General features: G+C 67.9%; 17 protein-coding genes and 3 pseudogenes. 9 read left to right on the top strand and 11 right to left on the bottom strand.

Annotation, left to right across the window (positions count from 1 at the left end; translation table 11 throughout):
• Positions 1–121: 121 nt before the first annotated feature.
• Positions 122–895 carry an IclR family transcriptional regulator gene (locus ACWD04_RS23855; RefSeq protein ID WP_451135053.1) on the top strand — a complete coding sequence of 258 codons (774 nt, stop codon included), beginning with the start codon at positions 122–124 and terminating at the stop codon, positions 893–895.
• Positions 896–1,027: 132 nt separating this feature from the next.
• Here ACWD04_RS23855 and ACWD04_RS23850 read toward each other — a convergent pair whose 3' ends face one another.
• Positions 1,028–1,879, bottom strand: coding sequence for a citryl-CoA lyase (locus ACWD04_RS23850; protein ID WP_451135051.1), 852 nt, complete (start codon positions 1,877–1,879; stop codon positions 1,028–1,030).
• Positions 1,876–3,102, bottom strand: a complete 1,227-nt coding sequence (locus tag ACWD04_RS23845) for a CaiB/BaiF CoA transferase family protein (protein ID WP_451135049.1) — start codon at positions 3,100–3,102, stop codon at positions 1,876–1,878. The genes ACWD04_RS23850 and ACWD04_RS23845 overlap by 4 nt, the downstream gene beginning before the upstream one ends.
• 258 nt (positions 3,103–3,360) lie before the next feature.
• Here ACWD04_RS23845 and ACWD04_RS23840 point away from each other — a divergent pair, with 258 nt between their 5' ends.
• Positions 3,361–4,734 (top strand): MFS transporter, encoded by a 1,374-nt coding sequence (locus ACWD04_RS23840; RefSeq protein WP_451135047.1) that lies wholly within the window; start codon positions 3,361–3,363, stop codon positions 4,732–4,734.
• 256 nt (positions 4,735–4,990) lie between these two features.
• Positions 4,991–5,938: a helix-turn-helix transcriptional regulator gene (locus ACWD04_RS23835; RefSeq protein WP_451135045.1), complete on the top strand. Its 948-nt coding sequence runs from the start codon at positions 4,991–4,993 to the stop codon at positions 5,936–5,938.
• Between the two features lie 99 nt (positions 5,939–6,037).
• On the opposite strand, the gene ACWD04_RS23830 is transcribed toward ACWD04_RS23835, so the two are convergent.
• The 5 genes and pseudogenes from ACWD04_RS23830 to ACWD04_RS23810 all read right to left on the bottom strand — a co-directional run.
• Entirely contained in the window at positions 6,038–6,406 is a 369-nt protein-coding gene (locus ACWD04_RS23830; protein WP_451135043.1) for a hypothetical protein, read from the bottom strand.
• A 296-nt stretch (positions 6,407–6,702) separates the two neighbouring features.
• Entirely contained in the window at positions 6,703–7,731 is a 1,029-nt protein-coding gene (locus tag ACWD04_RS23825; RefSeq protein WP_451135041.1) for a saccharopine dehydrogenase family protein, read from the bottom strand.
• A gap of 154 nt (positions 7,732–7,885) precedes the next feature.
• A complete protein-coding gene (locus ACWD04_RS23820; RefSeq protein ID WP_451135039.1) occupies positions 7,886–8,866 on the bottom strand; it encodes a helix-turn-helix transcriptional regulator in 981 nt (326 codons plus the stop codon).
• 31 nt (positions 8,867–8,897) lie between these two features.
• On the bottom strand, positions 8,898–9,035 hold the full coding sequence (locus tag ACWD04_RS23815) for a hypothetical protein (RefSeq protein ID WP_451135115.1): 138 nt from the start codon (positions 9,033–9,035) through the stop codon (positions 8,898–8,900).
• A 10-nt stretch (positions 9,036–9,045) separates the two neighbouring features.
• Positions 9,046–9,333: pseudogene (locus tag ACWD04_RS23810) on the bottom strand (helix-turn-helix domain-containing protein); the annotation flags it as partial.
• Between the two features lie 279 nt (positions 9,334–9,612).
• On the opposite strand from ACWD04_RS23810, the gene ACWD04_RS23805 reads away from it, so the two are divergent.
• Positions 9,613–10,797: a PP2C family protein-serine/threonine phosphatase gene (locus tag ACWD04_RS23805; RefSeq protein WP_451135037.1), complete on the top strand. Its 1,185-nt coding sequence runs from the start codon at positions 9,613–9,615 to the stop codon at positions 10,795–10,797.
• 250 nt (positions 10,798–11,047) lie between these two features.
• Here the strand turns inward: ACWD04_RS23805 and ACWD04_RS23800 are convergent.
• Positions 11,048–11,245: pseudogene (locus tag ACWD04_RS23800) on the bottom strand (response regulator transcription factor); the annotation flags it as partial.
• 1 nt (position 11,246) lies between these two features.
• A pseudogene (locus ACWD04_RS23795) lies at positions 11,247–11,543 on the bottom strand (ricin-type beta-trefoil lectin domain protein); the annotation flags it as partial.
• Positions 11,544–12,756: 1,213 nt separating this feature from the next.
• On the opposite strand from ACWD04_RS23795, the gene ACWD04_RS23790 reads away from it, so the two are divergent.
• Positions 12,757–14,187: an endo-1,4-beta-xylanase gene (locus ACWD04_RS23790; protein ID WP_451135035.1), complete on the top strand. Its 1,431-nt coding sequence runs from the start codon at positions 12,757–12,759 to the stop codon at positions 14,185–14,187.
• A 618-nt stretch (positions 14,188–14,805) separates the two neighbouring features.
• On the opposite strand, the gene ACWD04_RS23785 is transcribed toward ACWD04_RS23790, so the two are convergent.
• Both ACWD04_RS23785 and ACWD04_RS23780 read right to left on the bottom strand, forming a co-directional pair.
• Positions 14,806–14,982 carry a hypothetical protein gene (locus tag ACWD04_RS23785; RefSeq protein WP_451135033.1) on the bottom strand — a complete coding sequence of 59 codons (177 nt, stop codon included), beginning with the start codon at positions 14,980–14,982 and terminating at the stop codon, positions 14,806–14,808.
• A gap of 212 nt (positions 14,983–15,194) precedes the next feature.
• The gene (locus ACWD04_RS23780) at positions 15,195–15,854 is read right to left on the bottom strand and encodes a hydrolase (RefSeq protein ID WP_451135031.1); all 660 of its coding nucleotides are present in this window, start codon (positions 15,852–15,854) and stop codon (positions 15,195–15,197) included.
• Between the two features lie 494 nt (positions 15,855–16,348).
• Here ACWD04_RS23780 and ACWD04_RS23775 point away from each other — a divergent pair, with 494 nt between their 5' ends.
• From ACWD04_RS23775 to ACWD04_RS23760, 4 genes are all read left to right on the top strand, one after another.
• A complete protein-coding gene (locus ACWD04_RS23775) occupies positions 16,349–16,816 on the top strand; it encodes a MarR family winged helix-turn-helix transcriptional regulator (protein WP_451135029.1) in 468 nt (155 codons plus the stop codon).
• A 498-nt stretch (positions 16,817–17,314) separates the two neighbouring features.
• Positions 17,315–17,827 carry a hypothetical protein gene (locus tag ACWD04_RS23770; RefSeq protein ID WP_451135027.1) on the top strand — a complete coding sequence of 171 codons (513 nt, stop codon included), beginning with the start codon at positions 17,315–17,317 and terminating at the stop codon, positions 17,825–17,827.
• A 136-nt stretch (positions 17,828–17,963) separates the two neighbouring features.
• Complete coding sequence (locus ACWD04_RS23765) at positions 17,964–18,197, top strand: bacteriocin immunity protein (protein ID WP_451135025.1); 234 nt, start codon at positions 17,964–17,966, stop codon at positions 18,195–18,197.
• Positions 18,198–18,524: 327 nt separating this feature from the next.
• Positions 18,525–18,917: a hypothetical protein gene (locus ACWD04_RS23760; RefSeq protein ID WP_451135023.1), complete on the top strand. Its 393-nt coding sequence runs from the start codon at positions 18,525–18,527 to the stop codon at positions 18,915–18,917.
• Positions 18,918–19,444: the final 527 nt, after the last annotated feature.

Genomic DNA, 19,444 nt, shown 5'->3' with positions numbered 1-19,444 from the left:
TAGTGCCATCTGGCAGTACTGTGCCTTCGCCAGATGGTTCTCCGTGGCGGGTACCCAAGTCTGCGCACGTGGCCGACGAGAGGTCGCATGCGCCGGTCGCATCAGCAGAGGAAGGCAGTTCATGCAGAAGGCAGCCGGCGAGGGCACGGACGGCGTGCGCAGTGTGCTGCGTGCCTTGGATTTGCTCGCCTTGTTCGATGAGTCCCACCGTTCGCGTACGGTGCGGGAACTGGTTGATGCGTCCGGCCTGGCGAAATCGACGGTTGTGCGGCTGGTGGCGACGTTGGAGCAGCGAGGTCTGTTGTGGAGCCGCGGGGACGGGCGTCTGGTCCCGGGTGCAGGGCTGTTGCGTTGGGCGGCGCTGGCGCAGGAAGCGTGGCGCCTGCCGCCGGAGGCGGTCAGTTGTCTGCGTGAGGTATCGGTGCGGTCGGGTGGCGAGTCGTCCCGGATCTATGTCCGGCAGGGGCTGGGAAGGGTGTGCGTGGCGCAGCACGAAGGGACGCAGCAGTTGCGCCATGTCGTGCGGATCGGTGAGGAGCTGCCGCTGGGTGCGGGCGCGTCCGGGCATGTGCTGTTGGCCGGGTGTCCTCAGGAGTTCGTGCATACGGTGGCCGAAGTCTCAGGGCGGGGAGCGGAATTCGAGCAGGTGCTGGCCGCGCGAGTAGGTGCGGCACGCGATCAGGGATGGGCGTTCAGTGACGGGGAACGTGAGGCTGGGGTGGCCGGTGTGGCTGTCCCCGTCGTGAGCGACGCCGGCTGGGTCGTGGCCGCGCTTGCACTCGGCGGGCCGAGCAACCGGTTCACGCCGGAGCGGGTGGCGGCATGTGTTCCGGTGCTGACTGAGGCGGCGAGGCAGTTGGCGGCGCTTCGGTTCCTTGAGGGCAGCGCTGTCTGAGCCGTGTCGTCGTGCCGGAGCAGGCATCACGGTTACCGGACGGCGGCGGCCGGCGGGCTCACGCCACCGCGCGGCTGATACGGCTTCGCCCAGATCGGAGCGTCGGCGGTTCTCGAAAAGACCAGCGGGAACTCAGGCGGTGTCCTCGGGCAGGAGGTCGCGTGGTGCGGGTCCGTCGTAGGACGGCAGCAGTCGGCGCGGGATGGGTCCCTTGATGCGGGCGCCGGCTGACTTCTCCTCCCAGCCGTGGGCAAGAATGCCGACGCTGCGGGAGAGGACGAAAAGGCCGCGGCCCAGTTCAGGTGCGAAGCCGAGTTCGCTGTAGACGATGGCGGTTGCTCCGTCGATGTTCATGGGGACGGGGCGGCTGCGGCCCTTGGCCAGGGCGCGCTCCAACGCGATGCCTGCCAGCAGGGCGCGGCCCGGTACGTCACCGTTCTCGGCGGCCTGGGCGACCTGGTCGAGCAGCGGGTCGCGGCGGGGGTCGTGCGAGTGGAAACGGTGCCCGAATCCGGGGATGTGGCGGCGCTGTTCGCGGTAGGCGGCGACGAGGTCCTCGGCGGCCTGGTCGAGGTCGTCCTCCTGGCCGGCCTGCTGGGTGAGGTCGGCCAGGACCTGCATGCATTGCTGGCCGGCGCCGCCGTGGACGTCTCCGAGGAGGTTCACGCCGGTGGCCATCACGTTGTTGATGCCGAGTCCGCAGGTCGCGGCCATGCGTGCGGCGGCGATGGAGGGGGCCTGGGGGCCGTGGTCCACGCTGGCGACGAGCGCGGATTGCAGGAGCTGGGACTCCGCTCGGGTGGGAAGGTCGCCGCGGACCATGAGCCAGATCATGTCGGGAAAGGACACCTGGCCGATCAGCTGTTCCACCGGGTAGCCACGCAGCAGGATCTCGTCGGGGCGGATGCGGCTGACAGCGGTCATCCACCAGTCGCTGACCTCGGGCAGCGGTTCGGTGTTCGGTGTGTCGGCGGGGGTGGTCATACGGTGCCTCGCTCTTTCATCGCGGCGATTTCAGCTGTGCTGTAACCGAGTTCGGTCAGGACCTGGTCGGTGTGCTCGCCGAGCATCGGGGGTGGAGTGGTGTCGTCGACGGCGTCGCCATCGACCTGGAAGGGGCTTCCCAGCACCTGCAGGGGGCGGGAGCGCCCGTCGGGGAAGGGCAGGGTGCGCACGAAATGCCGGTCGGCCAGCTGCTCCAGGCCCAACGCATCAGGAACGGACAGCACCCGGGCTGCGGGTACACCGGCGTCGGACAGGACTTCTTCCCACTCCTTCGCGGTGCGTAGACGCAGCCCCTCCTCGACCTCGTGGCGCAGCTCGTCCCGGTACGTCTTGCGGTCGGCGGGCTGGGCGAACCGTTCGTCGTCGATGAGGTCCTCGCGGCCGATCAACCGGCACAGCGTGGTGAACTGCTCCTGCCGGTTGGCGGCGATGTTCAGGTGACCGTCGGCAGTGGCGAAGGTGCCCGAGGGGGCGGCGGTGAAGTTCTCGTTACCCATGGGCTGGGGCGGCCGCCCGGTGATGAGGTAGTTGGAGGTCACCCAGCCCATCGCGGTGAGCGCCGACTCCAGCATCGAGACGTCCAGGTAGGCGCCCGCTCCACTGCGCTCGCGGCGCACGAGAGCGGCGGCGACGGCGTAGGCGGCGGCCATTCCGCCGAGGGTGTCGGCAACGGGGAACCCGGCGCGCAAGGGGCTGACTTCCGGGGTGCCGGTGACACTCATCATGCCGGACAGTCCCTGCACGATCTGATCGTAGGCGGGGCGTGCACGGAGCGGGCCCGTCTGCCCGAACCCGGAGATCGCGCAGTAGACGAGCCGGGGGTTTTCCTGGCGCAGGGTCTGCCAGCCCACACCCAGGCGGTCCATGACGCCCGGGCGGAAGTTCTCGATCAGCACGTCGTACTCGCGGGCCGCACGCAGTAGTGCCTCACGGCCGTGCGGATCTTTCAGATTCAGGGTCAGGGAGCGTTTGCCGGCGTTCTGGGCCAGGAACGACGCGCCGAGCAGGTTTTCACTCAGCTCATGGTCGGCGCCCAGTTGGCGTGCCAGGTCGCCCGACTCCGGCATCTCCACCTTGAGGACGTCGGCGCCGTGCAGGGCGAGCTGATATCCGGCGAAAGGACCGGCCAGGACGTTGGTGAGGTCCAGGACGCGTACGCCCTCCAGCAGCGCGGGCTGGGGCGGGGTGTCGTTCGAGTTCAACGGGCTGCACCTCCTGATGCACCTCACCGCAGACGCCCGGTGAGTGGTGGCGCTCCCATCACACCACCGAACCGCGCTATGGCACAAGCGTCCCATCCAGTGGTACCGCTTGTATGCGATCCTGTCGCGGAAGTCCGCACCGCGAGGGTTTGCGCTTCGGACTATTGCCAGGAGATGAAGCCCTCCGTAACATCGCCGCACCATGCAGCGGAACGTGAGTACCACTAGGTGGCACTCACTCGTGGCGAAGGAGCCGCAGTGACCACACCCACGCAACGTCCCAAGAACCGACCACTCATCCAGCCGCGCGTCGCCCTGGCCGCGATCTTCGGAACGACAGTCGAGTGGTACGACTTCGCCCTCTACGGCATCGCCGCCAGCCTCGTCTTCAACAAGCTGTTCTTCCCCGGCAGCAGCCCACTGGTCGGCACGATCCTCGCCTTCGGGACCTTCGCCATCGGCTTCCTCGCACGTCCGCTGGGCGGCGCCTACTTCGGCGAACGGGGAGATACCAAGGGACGCAAGGGTGTCCTCGTCGCCACACTCCTGCTCATGGGCGTGGCAACCACGGGCATCGGCCTGCTGCCCACCTACGACCACATCGGCATCGCCGCACCGATCCTGCTCACCGCACTGCGCTTCATCCAGGGCTTCGCCGCCGGCGGAGAGAAGACCGGCGCGCTGATCATCCTCTTCGAGAACGCACCCCCCAAGTGGCGTGGCCTGCTCACCTCACTGCCCGCCATAGGCACCGGAACCGGCACCCTGCTGTCCACCGGCGCCTTCGCTGTCGTCACCGGCCTGCTCTCCGAAGAAGCCTTCCTCTCCTGGGGCTGGCGCATTCCCTTTCTCATGAGCGCCGCCCTGACTCTGTTCGGCCTCTGGGTACGCCGCGCCATGCCCGAAACCGCCGACTTCCAGCGCGAAGTCACCCTCGAGAAGCCCGCCCCCACGCGCCGCCCCCTGCGCCGGCGGATCGCCGAAAGCCGCGGCCTGGCCGCCTGGCGCCGCTACCCAAAGGAAATGCTCATCGTCATCGGCGCCGGAGCAGCCGAGAACGCCGGCTACTACGTGTACGGCACCTTCTCCATCACCTACGCCGACGACCGTGGGCTCGCCACCGCAGGGCTCCTCGGCGGCATCACCGCCATCGCAGCCGTCAAGCTGCTCACCGTCCCACTCTTCGGCGCCCTGTCCGACCGCATCGGCCGCCGACCGGTCTCCATCATCGGCGCCGCTCTCCTGCTCGCCTCTGCCTGGCCCTTCTTCCGTATCGTCGACACCGGTGAGACCTGGGCGATCTGGGCCGCACTGTTCGTCACCCTCGGCCTCGGCCAGTCCGCCATCCTCGGCTCCCAGCCCGCTTTCTTCGCTGAGCTCTTCGACACCAGCGTCCGTTTCAGTGCCCTCGGCATCGCCAACAACATCGGCACCGTCCTCACCGGCGGCCTCGCCCCCATGCTCTGCTCCGCCCTCCTGCTCTGGTTCGACCACAGCATCACCGGCGTCGTCATCTTCATCGCCTGCATGAGCGCCCTGACCATCATCACCGTCAGCGTCGCCCGCGAGACCCACCACACCACCCGCTCCGACAAGGCAACCGACAGCCTCGACCTGCAGCAAGCACACTGATGACGCCGGCTGCGGCCACACCTGGCTCGGCCGCTCCCCGCCAAGAGAACATCGAGGCGTCCGAGCGGCTGACCTGCAGCTACGACATCATGATCCGGTCACCGAAGTCACCCAGTGGCATCGGCTCCATCTCGCTCCAGATCCGGTGCTGCGGACGGCCGAGTTCGTGTGCGGAGTTCTGTGCTGTGGTCATGGAGAAGACGCTACGGCTGATCCAGGACAGGTTCAGTCCTGGTCGTGAGGCAGACTTCCGCAGGTGATCAGTACCTCTGCCCGCCTGTTGCGCTTGGTCTCCCTGCTGTCCGCCCGCCCTTCGTGGACCAACGCTGAACTGGCCGAGAGAATGGAGGTCGACCAGCGCACCGTCAGGCGCGACGTGGCCAGACTTCGGGAAATCGGCTACGCGGTCGAGTCCGATCCCGGCCCCTGGGGCGGCTACCGCCTCCAAGCCGGTACTCGCATCCCGCCTCTGATCCTCGACGACGAGGAGGCCCTCGCCGTGACGGTCGGACTTCGCGAAGCCGCACTCGGCGGCGTACTCGGCGGCGACCACTCGGCGCTGTCGGCCCTCCTGAAACTGCGGCAGGTCCTCCCGTCCAAAATCGCCGGGCGATTGGCCGACATGGATGCCGCCCTGGTCCACACCCCGCGAATCGAGGAGCCGCAGATCGCCTCCGGCATGCTGCTCGAGCTGACCGCCGCATGCCGCCGCAGCGAACGCGTCACCCTGACGTACCGCGACAGGGAAGGCCGGACGACGATCCGTGAGATCGACCCCTACCGCCTCGTGCACACCGCGCGCCGCTGGTACTTCGTGGCCCAGGACGTGGCACGAGGGACATGGCGCACCTTCCGGGCCGACCGGGTCCTGCGGATCCGGACCACGGGACGCGCCGTGGAGATATCCGATCCGCCCGACCCCGCACAACTGGTCTGCGACTCCATCCCGGCGGGCACATACCCGCTCTACACCACGGTTCGTGTGCCCCTGCCCGTGGACGAAGCAGTGCGGCTCATCCCCACCTCGATGGGTGTCCATCGCCCGGACGGGCCCGACAGCACCCTCGTCGACATCGGCGGCTACGACGCTGACGACCTTGCCCGCTACCTTCTCAGCCGGGCCACCCCCTTGAAGGTCCTTGCGCCCGACACCGTACGGGAGGCGTTGCGGCGCCGTGTGCAGGACATGCTCCAGGCCATGTGACGGTGCTGCCGCAGAACGCTCAGGAGTGCCCGTCCCGACATCGTCGCCGCGGCGTCTCGGCTCCCGCGCCGGTCGGCGGCGCCGAGCCCTTGTCCGCCTTCAGGACCGCATGCCCTCCAGGGTCTGCTCCAGGCCGGCGCCGATGCGGTCCATCGTGGCCGCGTAGGCCTCCGGCATGTCGACGTCGAGCCGGTCGGCCAGCACGAAGACCCACCACAGGCATTCGGCCAGCTTGTGCCGCAGTTCGGCGTCCACGTCGCCGTCGATGCCCCAGGTGCGCTCGGCGGCGAGCACCAGGCGCCCGACATAGGCGGCGTCGTTGGTGAAACCGATCGCGAGCTCGGGCAGGGTCCAGGTCCTGCCCAGTACGCGCTGCTCGATCTGCTCGTACTGGGCTCGGACCTTCAGTGCCCGGTCGTCGGCCTCTTCGAGTCCGGTCTCGCCGTGGTGCGTCGGCGTCTCGTTCATCTGGGTTCCCTTCCGGGGATTCTCGGTGTCATCCACGACTCTGGACGCACTGTGCGGATGCCGCGCGCAGTGCCGTGAGCCCGGCATCCGGAGCGGCGGCCCCGATGGCACGCACGCGTGAGGCTCTGCACGGTGTGGCGGTTGATGAGTTCGTCGGCGAACGGCATCCTGTCTCCTCCCGTCACGCAAGACGGTGCAGCGCGGTGGTGAGCTGCCGGTCCACGCTGTCGTGGTCGAGCGTGGCCACCTCTTGAGGCAGGCGTCGATACCGGCGTTCGCCTCGACGAAGGGGTGTTCTAAAGGTCCTTGATCCGCGAATCCCCGATCGACAGAGCCAGTTCGGAGCCGTAGGCGGACGAAGGGGACTGGAAGCCGGGGGTGAAGGAACCGGCCAGTACGCGGCGGGCGATCTCCACGGACGACAGCTGGGTGAAGCGGTAGCCGGTCGGTGTGTCGATCAGGGACCGGGTCACGCCACCATCTCGGCCGGTGACCTCGGCAAGGACCTTACTGCGCCCCACCTCCCGCTCCTCAGCTGTCGGGCCGTCGGGGAGAGCGGAGAGGTCGAGGTCGATGGGAAGCGGCTGGCCGACCTGCACGTACACCTCGATCGAGGGGACCCCGGTGGCGAGGTGACTGGTGATCAGGTCGCCCATGGACACCGACACGCACTCCTCCGGACCCTCGTCCCCGAAGTCGAACGAGGCGGCCCTGGGCTCGGGCAGGGAGACGATGTCCCCCTCGCTACGGACCAGCACACCCAGGTCGCCGATGCCTTCGGTGGCGCTGACGATGGATCCGCGGGAGAAGAGGTTCAGACCCTCGGCCTCCTCAGGGGTGGCGCTGAGGAGCTTGAGGGCGATACGCAGGCTGACGGGATCGGCGACGCGCGCCACGGCGTGGGCTGCGACACAGTCGCTGGGTACGACGTCCCAGCCGGCCCCCGACATGATCATCACCCCGGCGGCCGCGGCCTCGGTGTGCAGGGAACGCGCGGTGGCGAAGATGTCGAATTCGGCGGTGGTGTCGAGGTAGTGCACACCCTTGTCGATGCAGGCGTCCATCAGCGGGCGTGCGGTGTGGCGGAAAGGGCCGGCGACGTTCAGGACGACGGTGATGTCGTCGAGTGCGGCACGCAGGAGCTCAGGGTCGTCGACCGTGAAGGCGCGGCTCTCCACGCCGAGTTCCTTGCCGAGCAGGGCAACGCGCTCCTGGTTCCGGCCGGCCACGACGACGTCGAGGCCCGACTGCCTGGCATGCTCCGCGACGAGCTTTCCGGTGTAACCGGTGGCTCCGTAGACCAGCAGGCGAGGGGTGGATGCCATGAGACGCTCCCGGAAGAAGGTGAGAATGCGGAGGGAAGGCCCGACCGGAGCGGCGACGCGCTCAGCGGTCCGTGCCTCTCACCCAGGCTAGGAGCAGATGCGGACACCCTCGGTCCTGGTCTCTGTCCGTCCCGTGTCCGTACCCGTCCGGCCGTTACGGCTGCTCGCCGGAACCTGGCCGAGGTGCTCCGTTCCCACGGTAGAGGGCGTCGAGACGGGCGAGGAGGGCCTCACGGACGGAGGCGGGGGACAGCACTTCCAGCGGTGTGCGCAGGCTGAGGAGGTATCCGGCGAGCTGGTCAGGGTCGGATCCGCCGATGCTGATGATCGTCTCGTCCGGCCCGTCGGGTTCGTGGGTGGCGACGATGGGCGCCACCAGTCGTCGCGCGTCGTCGTAGGGCAGCGGAAGCCGGACGCGGGCGAAGAAGGGGTACCCGGTGCGGGTGATGGTGTCGGAGACCAGCTGCGCGGCGTCCGGAGCGTCCGGCACGTCGACGACTTCCCTGGTGGACTCGACTCCGGCCACCCTGTCGACGCGGAACGTCCGCCAGGCCGAGCGTTCGACGTCGCGAGCCACGAAGTACCAGTGGACGCCGGTGTACACCAGGCGGTGCGGATCGACGCACCGGGCGGTGGTGGTGCCGTGCATGTCGCGGTAGGTGAGCGTGGTGCGCTCGGACGCCCGGCAGACGGAGGCCAGCAGCAACAGCACGTCTGCGGACGCCCGCGGGGTCTCGCAGCGCGGGGTGTGTTCGACGGTGGCGTCCAGGCCCGCCAGGCGCCTCGCCATCCGGGCGGGCAGGATCTGCCGGAGCTTCAGCAGGGCCGACAGTGCTGCCGGGTCGGCGCCGAGTGCCGCGCCGTGTGCGGCTTCCCTGAGCGCCAGGGCCACGGCGAAGACCTCGTCGTCGTCCAGGCTCAACGGCGGCATGCGGTTGCCCGCGCCGAAGCGGTAGCCGCCGCCCGGCCCCGGCACGGACTCCACTCCGTAGCCGAGCTCACGCAGCCGGTCGATGTCCCGGCGTACCGTGCGTTCCGTGACGTCCAGTTGCCGTGCCAGCTCCGTGTTGGACCAGGTGGGCCTGCTCGACAGCAGGGACACCAGCCGCAGCAGCCGGGCGGAGGTGGCGATCATGACATCTCGCCGTGGCCACGCCGCTGGGACGTCACGCGATGACCGCGTCTCGCGCGGCCGGCGCAGCAAGGGACGCGATCGGTTCGGCGCTCGGGCTTGCGGGCAGGGGAACACCGGCCAGGAGCTGCTGCCCGGGAGCGTCGTGGACGTCGAAGGTCTGGTAGGTCAGCTCGATGCGGCCGGTTCCGGGAAGGACGAAGACCTTGAACGCGCGGGCCGTGTTCCGGTGTCAGCCGCGTCGCCCGCCCCACAGCGTCGACGACCTGCGGCGACGGGCGGCGTTCGCGCCCCTGTTCCAGGCGCGCGTAGTAGGCGGCGCTCACCCCCGCGAGTACGGCAACCTCCTCACGGCGCAGCCCCTTCACTCTGCGGCTGCCGCCACCGGCGGGCAGCCCCGCGGCGGCCGGCTCGGTGCGGGCCCGGCTCGCCCGCGGGAAGGCACCGAGTTCGTTCTGTGGTTGCCGCATCTTCCGCCTACTGCCTGGGTGAGTGACACGCCGGAGTGACGGGCGTTTCGCCGTCCTGGTACGTGAGCGTAGGCGGACCGGCCTCACCCGGCCTCACCCGGCCTCGCGCCGGCTTGCTCACGTCGAGAAACACGACGGGGACGACTGCGGGCGCGCCCTCCGCGCCGCGCCGGGAGACGACCGGCAGGAAGGACAGTGTGGCCGGGCGGGTGTGACGGACGTAGGGGTGAGGTCGGCGAAACCCGGGGAATAAGTGGCGACAACTGATGGGAGGTTGCCATGCACGCTAGAGATTTGGAACTTGGCGAGCTTCTGGCCGCCGCGGAGTCCGCGCCGCCCGGGGAGTCCGTCGGCGTGATCGCGCACGACCTGCGCAAGCGCTTCGGGGCGGAGCGTGTGTCGTTCCTGTTCGTCGATCTCATGGGGCAGCGGCTGCTGCGCCTGACCGCGCCTGCCGACGGTGACAGGGCGGACGCGGCGGAGCGGATCGATCTGCAGGACAGCATCTACGACACGGTTCTCCGCAACCAGCGCCAGCACGTGGAACCGGACGGTCAGGGCGGGCGGCGCGTGATCTCGCCGGTGACCAATCGCGGCGACTGCATCGGCGTACTGGAGGTGACATTGCAGAACGCCGACGACGCGGTGCTCGGACAGATCAACGACGCAGCCCATGCGCTGGCTTACATCATCGTCACGGACCGCCGCTTCACCGACCTGTACCACGCGGGAAGGCGCACCACCCGGCCCAGCCTGGCCGCCGAGATCCAGCACCAGTTGCTCCCTTCGGCCTCCTGCTGCGAGGCCCCCCAATTCACCCTCGCCGCAGGGCTGGTCCCGGCCGACGACATCGGCGGCGACACCTACGACTACACGCTCGATCGAAACACGCTGCACCTGTCCATCACCGATGCCATGGGCCACGACACCGACTCCGCCCTGCTGGCCACGCTGGTCACAGGTGCGTTGCGCGGCGCCCGCCGCACCGGTTGCAACGCGCTCCATCAGGCCGATCGCGCGCACGAGGCCCTGCTGACGCACAACCGTGGGCTGGCCACCGGACAACTGCTGTGCATCCGTCTCGAGACGGGCACCTGCGAACTGGTCAATGCGGGACATCCCTGGCCTCTGCGCCTGCGGGCCGGCGCTGCCGAGGTCGAGGAGGTCCAGCTCGCCGTCAACCTGCCTTTCGGCGTGGCGGCTCCCACCTCCTACCAGCTCCAGGAACTGCAGCTGTGCCCCGGCGACCGCCTGGTCCTGCTCACTGACGGCATGCAGGAGCGCGGTGCCGCTGCTGTCGATCTGGCCTCTCTCGTGCGCGACACCCGCGCCTCGCATCCCAGGGAGGCCGTCCGCGCCCTGACCACTGCGGTACTGGAGGCCTGCCGGGGCAACCTCAAGGACGACGCCACTGTCCTCATACTGGACTGGCACGGCACCGCCCGGCCGCGATCACCGGCGTGACACCGTGCCGAGCCCGGCTCACCGATGAACCGCCTCGACCCGTTCCGCATCGTAAGGCCGACGACACGGCCCAACGGGCGGAGGGACGTCGGCCGACCCGCCTGATGTGGAACGGCCGGCCGGCCGGCCGCGGTGACGGGTTGCCTGGATCGAGCCTGCGACAACCTGAAAGGGCAGTGGTTCGCGTCCCCTGACTGCCGTGCACGCACGCCACGTGCGAGGTCATCGGAAGCAGTCCCGTCGCCGCTTGTCAGGCTGTGAGTCCCGCGTCGCCGGCCAGAAGGGCGGCCGGGACTCCGTTGGTGACTTCCAGCGAGGTGAGAACGCGGCTGACTGGGCACTCGACGGTGCTCTCCCCCATGACGAGACGGGGGGCGATGTCCGCGTCGGTATGGCCTCGGGCGAGCAGGACGAGTACGTCGCGCTCCCGGGGATCAGCCTCATCGACGACTGGCGTGGCCCGGAACATCCAGGCACTTGCCGTACACGGTCAGCTGGTTTGCGTCCGTCAACGTCCACTGCTGGTTGGTTCCGTTCCAGCAGTCGTGGATCTGCAGGTACGTGCCGTCGGTCCGGACGGCGCCCGGCACATCGAGACACCGGCCCGAACCGACACCGCGCAAGGCGCCACTGGCAGCCGCCTGAGCCGGGGTGGCGACGAGCATCGCCGCCAGCGCGGCCAAGGCCGCGATCACGGCGGCGAGCACTGCAGACGGATGCCTGCAGCTGAAACTTCCTCTGTGCATGGGGACTTCCTCAGCCTTGAGACGGTTCCGGTTCGCCTCGTCAAAGGTTGCCCGGACTGTCGGTGTGGTGCGGTGTGCCGCGGTCTGTGAGCACCACGGCATACCGCCTGTGACTTCCCGGGCCTTCCCGACCTGCTGAAAGACCGGTAGCGCCCGGCGCCTTCGGCCGGCATGGGCGACCCGGGACGGAGGCTTGGACGGCCGCGCGCCCGGGTGGCACTGTCGAAGGGCGACACGAGAAGTTGGCGCGGGCATGACATATACATGCCGCGACTCCTTGCGGCACCGCGTTCGGGCGGTGCGGCCCGGAGCTGCCCTGTTGCGCGATGGAGCGACTCGACGCGTTCGCAATATCGAACAAGGGTCGAAGTGTCGAGCGACCTTAATGATAGGGAGCCGGTGAACGGCGTCAATACCTCTCGCATGTGTCGCTGTCGACGCCGAAACAATTGCGGAAATCCATCCACGAAACGTCGCACGTCACCCCGGCCGATGGCCGAGTCGCGTCACACTTGGCACCGGGGTGAAGGTGGTCGAGCGCGACCCGAACACCAAAGGGTTCACGCCGGCACCTACGAGACCGGCCCAGCCGGCGCGCCATCGTGATCAGCTGATCGATGGCCGGCACGACCCGCCGGCCCACCGGCCGCGCCACGCAGACCTGGCGGGATCCACCGCCCTTCGAGGTCAAGGCGCAGTGCGGGGCGACGCGTTCGCGAGCTCCTGGCCCAGATCGAATGTCGAAAGTTTCGGACGAGGAACAGAAACTTTTTCCTGCGGGGAGTATTGACGATGCATCGTCAATACCTCAATCATTCCTGTCTGAGACACCGGCCACAGCTCGGTACTTCGAACGCACCGGCCTTGGGCAAGCCGTGCCGCACGGCAGAGACACGCACGACTGCACTACAGATCCGCACACCGAAGCACCTGCGCCACCCCGTTTCGTTCCGGTGAGGTTCGCACCAGCGCATCCTGGCTCTTCACGCAGTTGGAGAGGTACGAGACGCCGCGTGGCGGTCCCCCGACTGAGCCGCGATGGAGTACCCCCGTGCCTGTGCCGAAGGTCGCCCCGTCCCATGACCGCGGTGTCCGGTGAATCCGTGCTGCTTGAACTCCGTCCCGCCCCGTCCGTCCATCTGCCGCACGGGAGCGGACGACGCCATCCCCTGCGCTTCAGTCCTTCCGTGATTTCTACCTTGGAGGCACAGTCATGGGCTCGTACGCCCTTCCCAGACCCGCTGTCCGCCGGAAGATCCACAGCATGCTGTTGGCGCTGGTCGTCGGCGTCCTCGGTGCGGTCGCCGCACTGGTCGCGCCGCCGACCGCACACGCCGCCGAGAGCACGCTCGGCGCCGCAGCGGCGCAGAGCGGCCGCTACTTCGGCACCGCCATCGCCTCGGGCAGGCTGGGCGACTCGACGTACACGACGATCGCGGGCCGTGAGTTCAACTCGGTGACGGCCGAGAACGAGATGAAGATCGACGCCACCGAACCGCAGCGGGGCCAGTTCAACTTCACCGCCGCTGATCGCGTCTACAACTGGGCGGTGCAGAACGGAAAGCAGGTGCGCGGCCACACCCTGGCCTGGCACTCCCAGCAGCCCGGCTGGATGCAGAGCCTCAGCGGCAGCACACTGCGCCAGGCGATGATCGACCACATCAACGGCGTCATGGCCCACTACAAGGGCAAGATCGCCCAGTGGGACGTCGTGAACGAAGCCTTCGCCGACGGCAATTCGGGAGCCCGGCGGGACTCCAACCTGCAACGCACCGGCAACGACTGGATCGAGGTCGCCTTCCGCGCCGCGCGCGCCGCCGACCCGGCGGCCAAGCTCTGCTACAACGACTACAACGTCGAGGACTGGACCTGGGCCAAGACCCAGGCCATGTACTCCATGGTCCGGGACTTCAAGCAGCGCGGCGTGCCGATCGACTGCGTCGGCTTCCAGTCGCACTTCAACAGCGGCAGCCCCTACAACAGTAACTTCCGCACCACTCTGCAGAACTTCGCCGCCCTCGGCGTCGACGTGGCCATCACCGAACTCGACATCCAGGGCGCCCCGGCCTCGACCTACGCCAACGTGACCAACGACTGCCTGGCCGTCCCGCGCTGCCTCGGCATCACCGTCTGGGGCGTGCGCGACACCGACTCCTGGCGATCGGAGCAGACGCCGCTGCTGTTCAACGGTGACGGCAGCAAGAAGCCCGCCTACGCCGCCGTCCTCAACGCACTCAACGGCGGCTCCACCACGCCCCCCGCGGATTCCGGACAGATCAAGGGCGTCGGTTCGGGCCGTTGCCTGGACGTGCCCGGCACCAGCACCACCGACGGCACCCAGCTCCACGTGTGGGACTGCCACAGCGGCACCAACCAGCAGTGGGCGTACACCGACGTCGGCGAACTCAGGGTCTACGGCAACAAGTGCCTGGACGCCGCCGGCACCGGCAACGGCTCCAAAGTCCAGATCTACAGCTGCTGGGGCGGCGACAACCAGAAATGGCGCCTCAACTCCGACGGATCCATCGTCGGCGTCCAGTCCGGCCTCTGCCTCGACACCGTCGGAGGCGGCACCGCCAACGGAACCCTGCTCCAGCTCTACTCCTGCTCGAACGGCAACAACCAACGCTGGACCCGCACCTGAGGGGACCTGCCACAAACGAAAGGGCGAATCGATGACGGCCCACGGTGCGGCTTCTCCCGTCCTTCCAGGACATCGTTGATGGGCCCGGGTCGCCGCCGCGGTGGCGGCGGCCCTCGCGATCGGCATGCTCGCCGGGGTGAATCCGGCGCTCGCCGAGGCGGAGACGGCGGACACCAGCAGTGGGCCGAGCACAACGGTGCCAACCAGCGGTTCCACTCTGCCGGACCCGACGCGGGCCACGCCCGGCTGATCAACCGCACCAGATGTCGCAGCAACAGACCACCAGGAGAAGCGCAGGTCAGACCTATCTTCCATGCCTCATCCGGCCGAGTGAGGTGGTTGGAGCGTCAAACAAGCGTCACGGCGGGCGAGACCTTCCTCTCCAAGAGGAACCGCCGTGTGGCCTCTCCAGGGACCGGTCGCCACGAGGCAGGCTCGGGTGCGGAACCCGAACCTGCCGGCAAGAGGACATGGCTGAACTTCGCCCCAGCCGACGGAAGGGTGCTCCTCCCCGATGCGGGCAACGACTGCGGCGCCGGGCCCGGGGGCGGTGTTCCCGGGGTGCACCATGCTCCCCTCCGATGACCGAGCGCCGGCGTGCCGTCCGTATCGGCCGACTCAGGCCCGGCGGACCAGTGCCCGCACGCTGACCAGGAGGCCGAGCACGCACCGGACCGTCAGCACGGTGAGGTCCTGCCAGTCGACCGACTGGCCGCCGGAGACCAGGCCCGCGCGCAGCAGGTACGCGGCCGACCGGAACGGCAGCACGTCGTGGACCACCCGGAACCAGTCCAACCACTGGCTCTCCGGTTCCGCTCAGCACGGTGCCCGACGGGAGACATCGATCCCCCGGAAGCAGCACCGTCCGGGAGGGGGCACCTGCCGGGACAGCAGGGGAGCCACCGGCTGCCGACCCGGTCACGGAACCGGCCGCCACGCCGCCCGGCAGCCCCACATCGGAGCTGCTTCGCGACCGACGAACCCTGCACGGCCGTCCTGACGAACCGTCAGGCGGTGTTCCCGGAACGCCCCGAAGCGAGCAGCTGCGTCTCCCAGCTGAAGGCGACGCCGGTGGCGCCCCCGTTCTGGAGCTGGACTTCGGTCATGCCGGGGAGGGTCTTCTCGCGGGCCCAGTCGCGCTGCCACTCACCCGCCACGGCCATCCAGGTGATCGGTACCACGCCCGCCTGAACCATGCGCTGCACGGCCATGTCGTGGGCTTCCTTCGAGGCGCCGCCCGAGGCGTCGGTGACAGCGAAGACCTCGAAGCCCTCACCCGCCGCCTGTATCGCCGGCATCGCGACACAGATCTCCGTCCAGAGACCGGCGATGATCAGCTTCTTGCGGCCGGTCGCCTTGACGGCGTCGACGACACGCTCGTCCTCCCAGGTGTTGATGAACGTGCGGTTGATCGGCTCCTGCTCCGGGAACTCATCCTGCAGCCCCTTGATGATGTAGCCGCCGCGCTCCTCCAGCACGGTCGTCAGGATGGTCGGCACGTCGAACACCTTGGCCGCCCTGGCGAGCCCGACGACGTTGTTCAGGATCATCGTGGGTTCGTGGCTGTTCAGGTTGGCGAACTGGAACGGCTGGTGGTCGATCAGGACGACGACGCTCTCCTCGGGCGTCAGCAGTGCCTGCAGTCCGGACTTCGTTTCCTTGCTCATGGGCTCCCTTTCCGGGTACTTGTCTTCGCGTGCTCGGGGTGCTCGGACGGACGCCGCCGATCCCGACGCCGGAATGCGGCCGTACGCTTCCGCTCAGACGGCCTTGAGGCCGAGTCGGCCAACCACCGCGCCGAAACGGTCGGCATCCATCCCTGACAGGCTCCGCTTCCGCAGCGACACAGCCACGGCATCGAGGGCCGGCCAGCTCGACCAAGTGGTTGACACGTCACCTACATTAGCAGCGATGGTGGACGTGTCAACTGACGATCCGGCGGTCGCAGTTCACCCTGTTCGCGGCCCCGCGAACGCACCCGTGGAGGCACGCCTGGTCCACCGGATGACGGAGCGGCGGATCACGCTGCCCTCGGCGGGCGCGCCGGGGTGGCCACCCCGGGGTCTTGTTGCCCCGGACACGGCGGGCCCGGCCTCGCCGAAGGTCGCCTCACCGCCCCTGCAAGCAGATGAGCGACCAACGACCTCGTTAAACTGCTTCCATGAACGCACCGCCGCGCTGGCTCGTCGGGGAAGAGAAAGCCGCCTGGGACAACTTCATCCGCATGCAGGAGAAGCTCATCGGACGGCTGTCCCGCCACGTCCAGTCCGACTCCGGAATGTCCGCATCCGACTACGTCGTGCTCGCCGGCCTCACCGAAAGGGGCGGCGGGCGGATGCGCTTGCTGGATCTGGCCAAACTCGTGGAGTGGGAGAAGAGCCGAATGTCCCACCAGGTCACGCGGATGACGAAACGCGGGCTCCTGGCCAGGGAGGAATGCCTCGACGACGGACGCGGCGCGTTCATCGTCGCCACCCCGGCCGGCTACGAGGCGATCGCAGAGGCTGCGGGCCAGCACGTCGAGCACGTCCGCCGACTGTTCATCGATGCCCTGACGCCAAGTCAGCTCAAAGCGCTCGCCCGCATCTCCGAGCACGTCTTGGAGCACATGGAGAAGCAGTCGGACTGACCGGGCGAGGAGACGCGGCTCAGGCCCGGCAGAGGCGATGCACAGACCACGCTCGCGCAGCGCTCCGGCGACGGCGACGGCGACGGCGACGGCGACGACCTGGGCCTACGGGGCACCGGGCCGTCGGGGCGGGGATCCGTCAATCGAGCGGCTCCTCCGGATTTTTCGCAGACGGTGGATTTTCGCACGTTGACCGTCCGGGCCTCTCAGGACATCGCCGACGGGACCGTCGTACGTACCGCTCCGAGTCTCCCCCGCCGCCCCGACTCCAGCCGCGTATGTTCCGGCGTCCAGGAAAGGTTCGTACGGGGCATGCAGGGCCCCGATCCTGCCGATCCTCGCCACCGAGTACGACAGCGCCTGGACCGTCGAACAGTCCTACCGCCACGACCCCCTCGGCCAGCCCGCCGCCATCAAAACCGGCACGGGCGCGGTCTTCTACTACCACCACGACACCCGGGGGGGGACCCAAGCGACAACGTCGACGGCGTCGGTGACGTGCTGGGCATCTTCGGTGACGCCTTCGTCGGCGTCGTCAAGTCTCCGTTCGTGTTCCTCGGAGACGCACAGAATGCCTTCACCGGCGAAAACGGTGGCGCCGGCGCCTTCCTCGACACGCACCTCCCCGTCCGCCCCGCCTACCGCCTCTACCGCGCCGAGTACATGCTCCGCCAGCACGGCTGCGACGCACTCGCCGACCTGTACGCGCAAGCCGCCGACGAACTCACCCAGCAAGTAGCCCTCGTCGGGGTCGGCGGACTCACAGGTTGGAGGCGACAAGCGCTCGAGCCCGAGACTTCGGCCCTGGGCGCCGAAGGACTTAAGTGGTCACCCCACCATTACGGGGACCCGGACGGCCACAAAGCTAAAGAACTCTCCAGGTGCTGTAACAGGTGGCGGACGTCTTTCCGATATATCTGGCGGGTGACTGAAGGGAACCCATGGAAATACAGGGAAAATCCCAGGACAGATCGGCGGACAGCTGCAGGGGAAATCCTTGGGAAGATATAACAAGTACGTCCTCCGCCACGTAAAACCAATTCAACATGGCGGCGTCTATGATTTGGACAACCTGGTGGTTGTTAACTCCTCGGTATCACGCCGAGGTGTTGGACCCAACTATCACCAGTGAGGTCAGTGAGGTGTTATGGAAGCGCGCGTCCTTACCCGTGATCAGCTCGTCGATCTGGTTCGCAAAATCATGGCGACACATGGGACGGAGGAGGAAATCGATAGACTCGCGGAGAGCCTCGAAGCGAGCGTGCCTCATCCTCGTGTACTCAATCTCATCCACCATCCCGACATGGAAGGTTTTACGGACGGTTTGACGGCAGAAGAGGTCGTGGACACCGCCTTGCTCTATACCCCTTTCGCTCCGTAAGAACGAAATGTGGGGTTCGGATCCCCGGCCGCAGGTCGACGTATGCCGCGAGTGTCAAGACCGCTGACAACAGAGCCTCCGGGGCCGATCGGCCCCGGAGGCTGTCCCGTTCCTTGTTCTGGCTCAGTTCAGCGCGGATCCACCGGCTTGTTTGTGGTGTGATCGGTTCCGGGGTGGTGCAGGGCGTGTCGGGGCTGGGCAAACAGAACTCCGAGGTGAGCAGGTTCGCGCTTCCTCGGTCGACTCTGAGGAGACGACGCCGGAACGCTGGATCGCATGGCCGTCGGCGACGGCTACGACATCACCTATCCCTGAGGGAGCTGGACCGTGACCTCCCACCACAGCATCTTCATCCACCCCGGACACCCTGTGGAGGCCCTCGTCGTAGACGTGGCGCTGGCCTGTGGCGGGAGGCTGCGGCCCGCCGTGAACGGGCCTGCGGATTACATCGTGAGCCTGAGCGACACAACACTTGAACTAGAAATGGAGCATGAGTACGAGGAAGATAAAGGCATCCCGTTCGAGCGCTACCAGGTCGTCCTGACTGTGCGGGAATCCAACGGCGACATGAAGCGGGAGAAAGTAACCGCCGGACAGGTCTTCCACGAACTCGCGATTCTGCAGCGGTACTGGCTGGTCCTCGTCTTCGACCTCCAGGCAGTCATCGACACGGCTACTCCACCTGGACAGGGAACGTTCCCCTGTGCCAGAAAGGAATAACGAGTGCGGTATGGGCGGCAGTGCTGGACCTGCCGGACACGACGTCGGTGTCCTACGGCTTGCAGTTTCGTGATGAGAAAAACCTTCCCACCTTGAGAGCCACCCTTGACCGACCTCAGCTGCCTGCACCGCAGAACCCGACAGCCCCGGGACCGGAGACTTCGGTAGCGGCTCAGCGCAAAGGCCGAAGAGCCCCTCTGAGTTCCTTGGGGACCGTCACCACCCCGCTGACCTGCCCCGAAGCACACCCGGTGAGACCAGCGGTCGCAGCGTATTCAAGCAGCCGGTGGACCCGAAGGACCCGATGTCCGGGTACAGGAGGGGGGTGCCAACGCCAAGGCGTACGACGTGAACGGCATCGAGACACGCCTCAAGTACGACAGCAACCGCAACCCACCGTTCACGGTCATGACCTCCATGCCCTGCAAGCCCTAACCTCGCCGTTTCACTTGGGTACGCCTGGCTTGGGGGGGGAAACGCGAAAGTGCCTTCCTGACCTGGGACGATGAACCTTGCTGAGGGGTTCT

The organism is Streptomyces sp. NPDC002911 (assembly GCF_053591835.1).
This window is presented reverse-complemented; position numbering and strand designations above follow the sequence as displayed.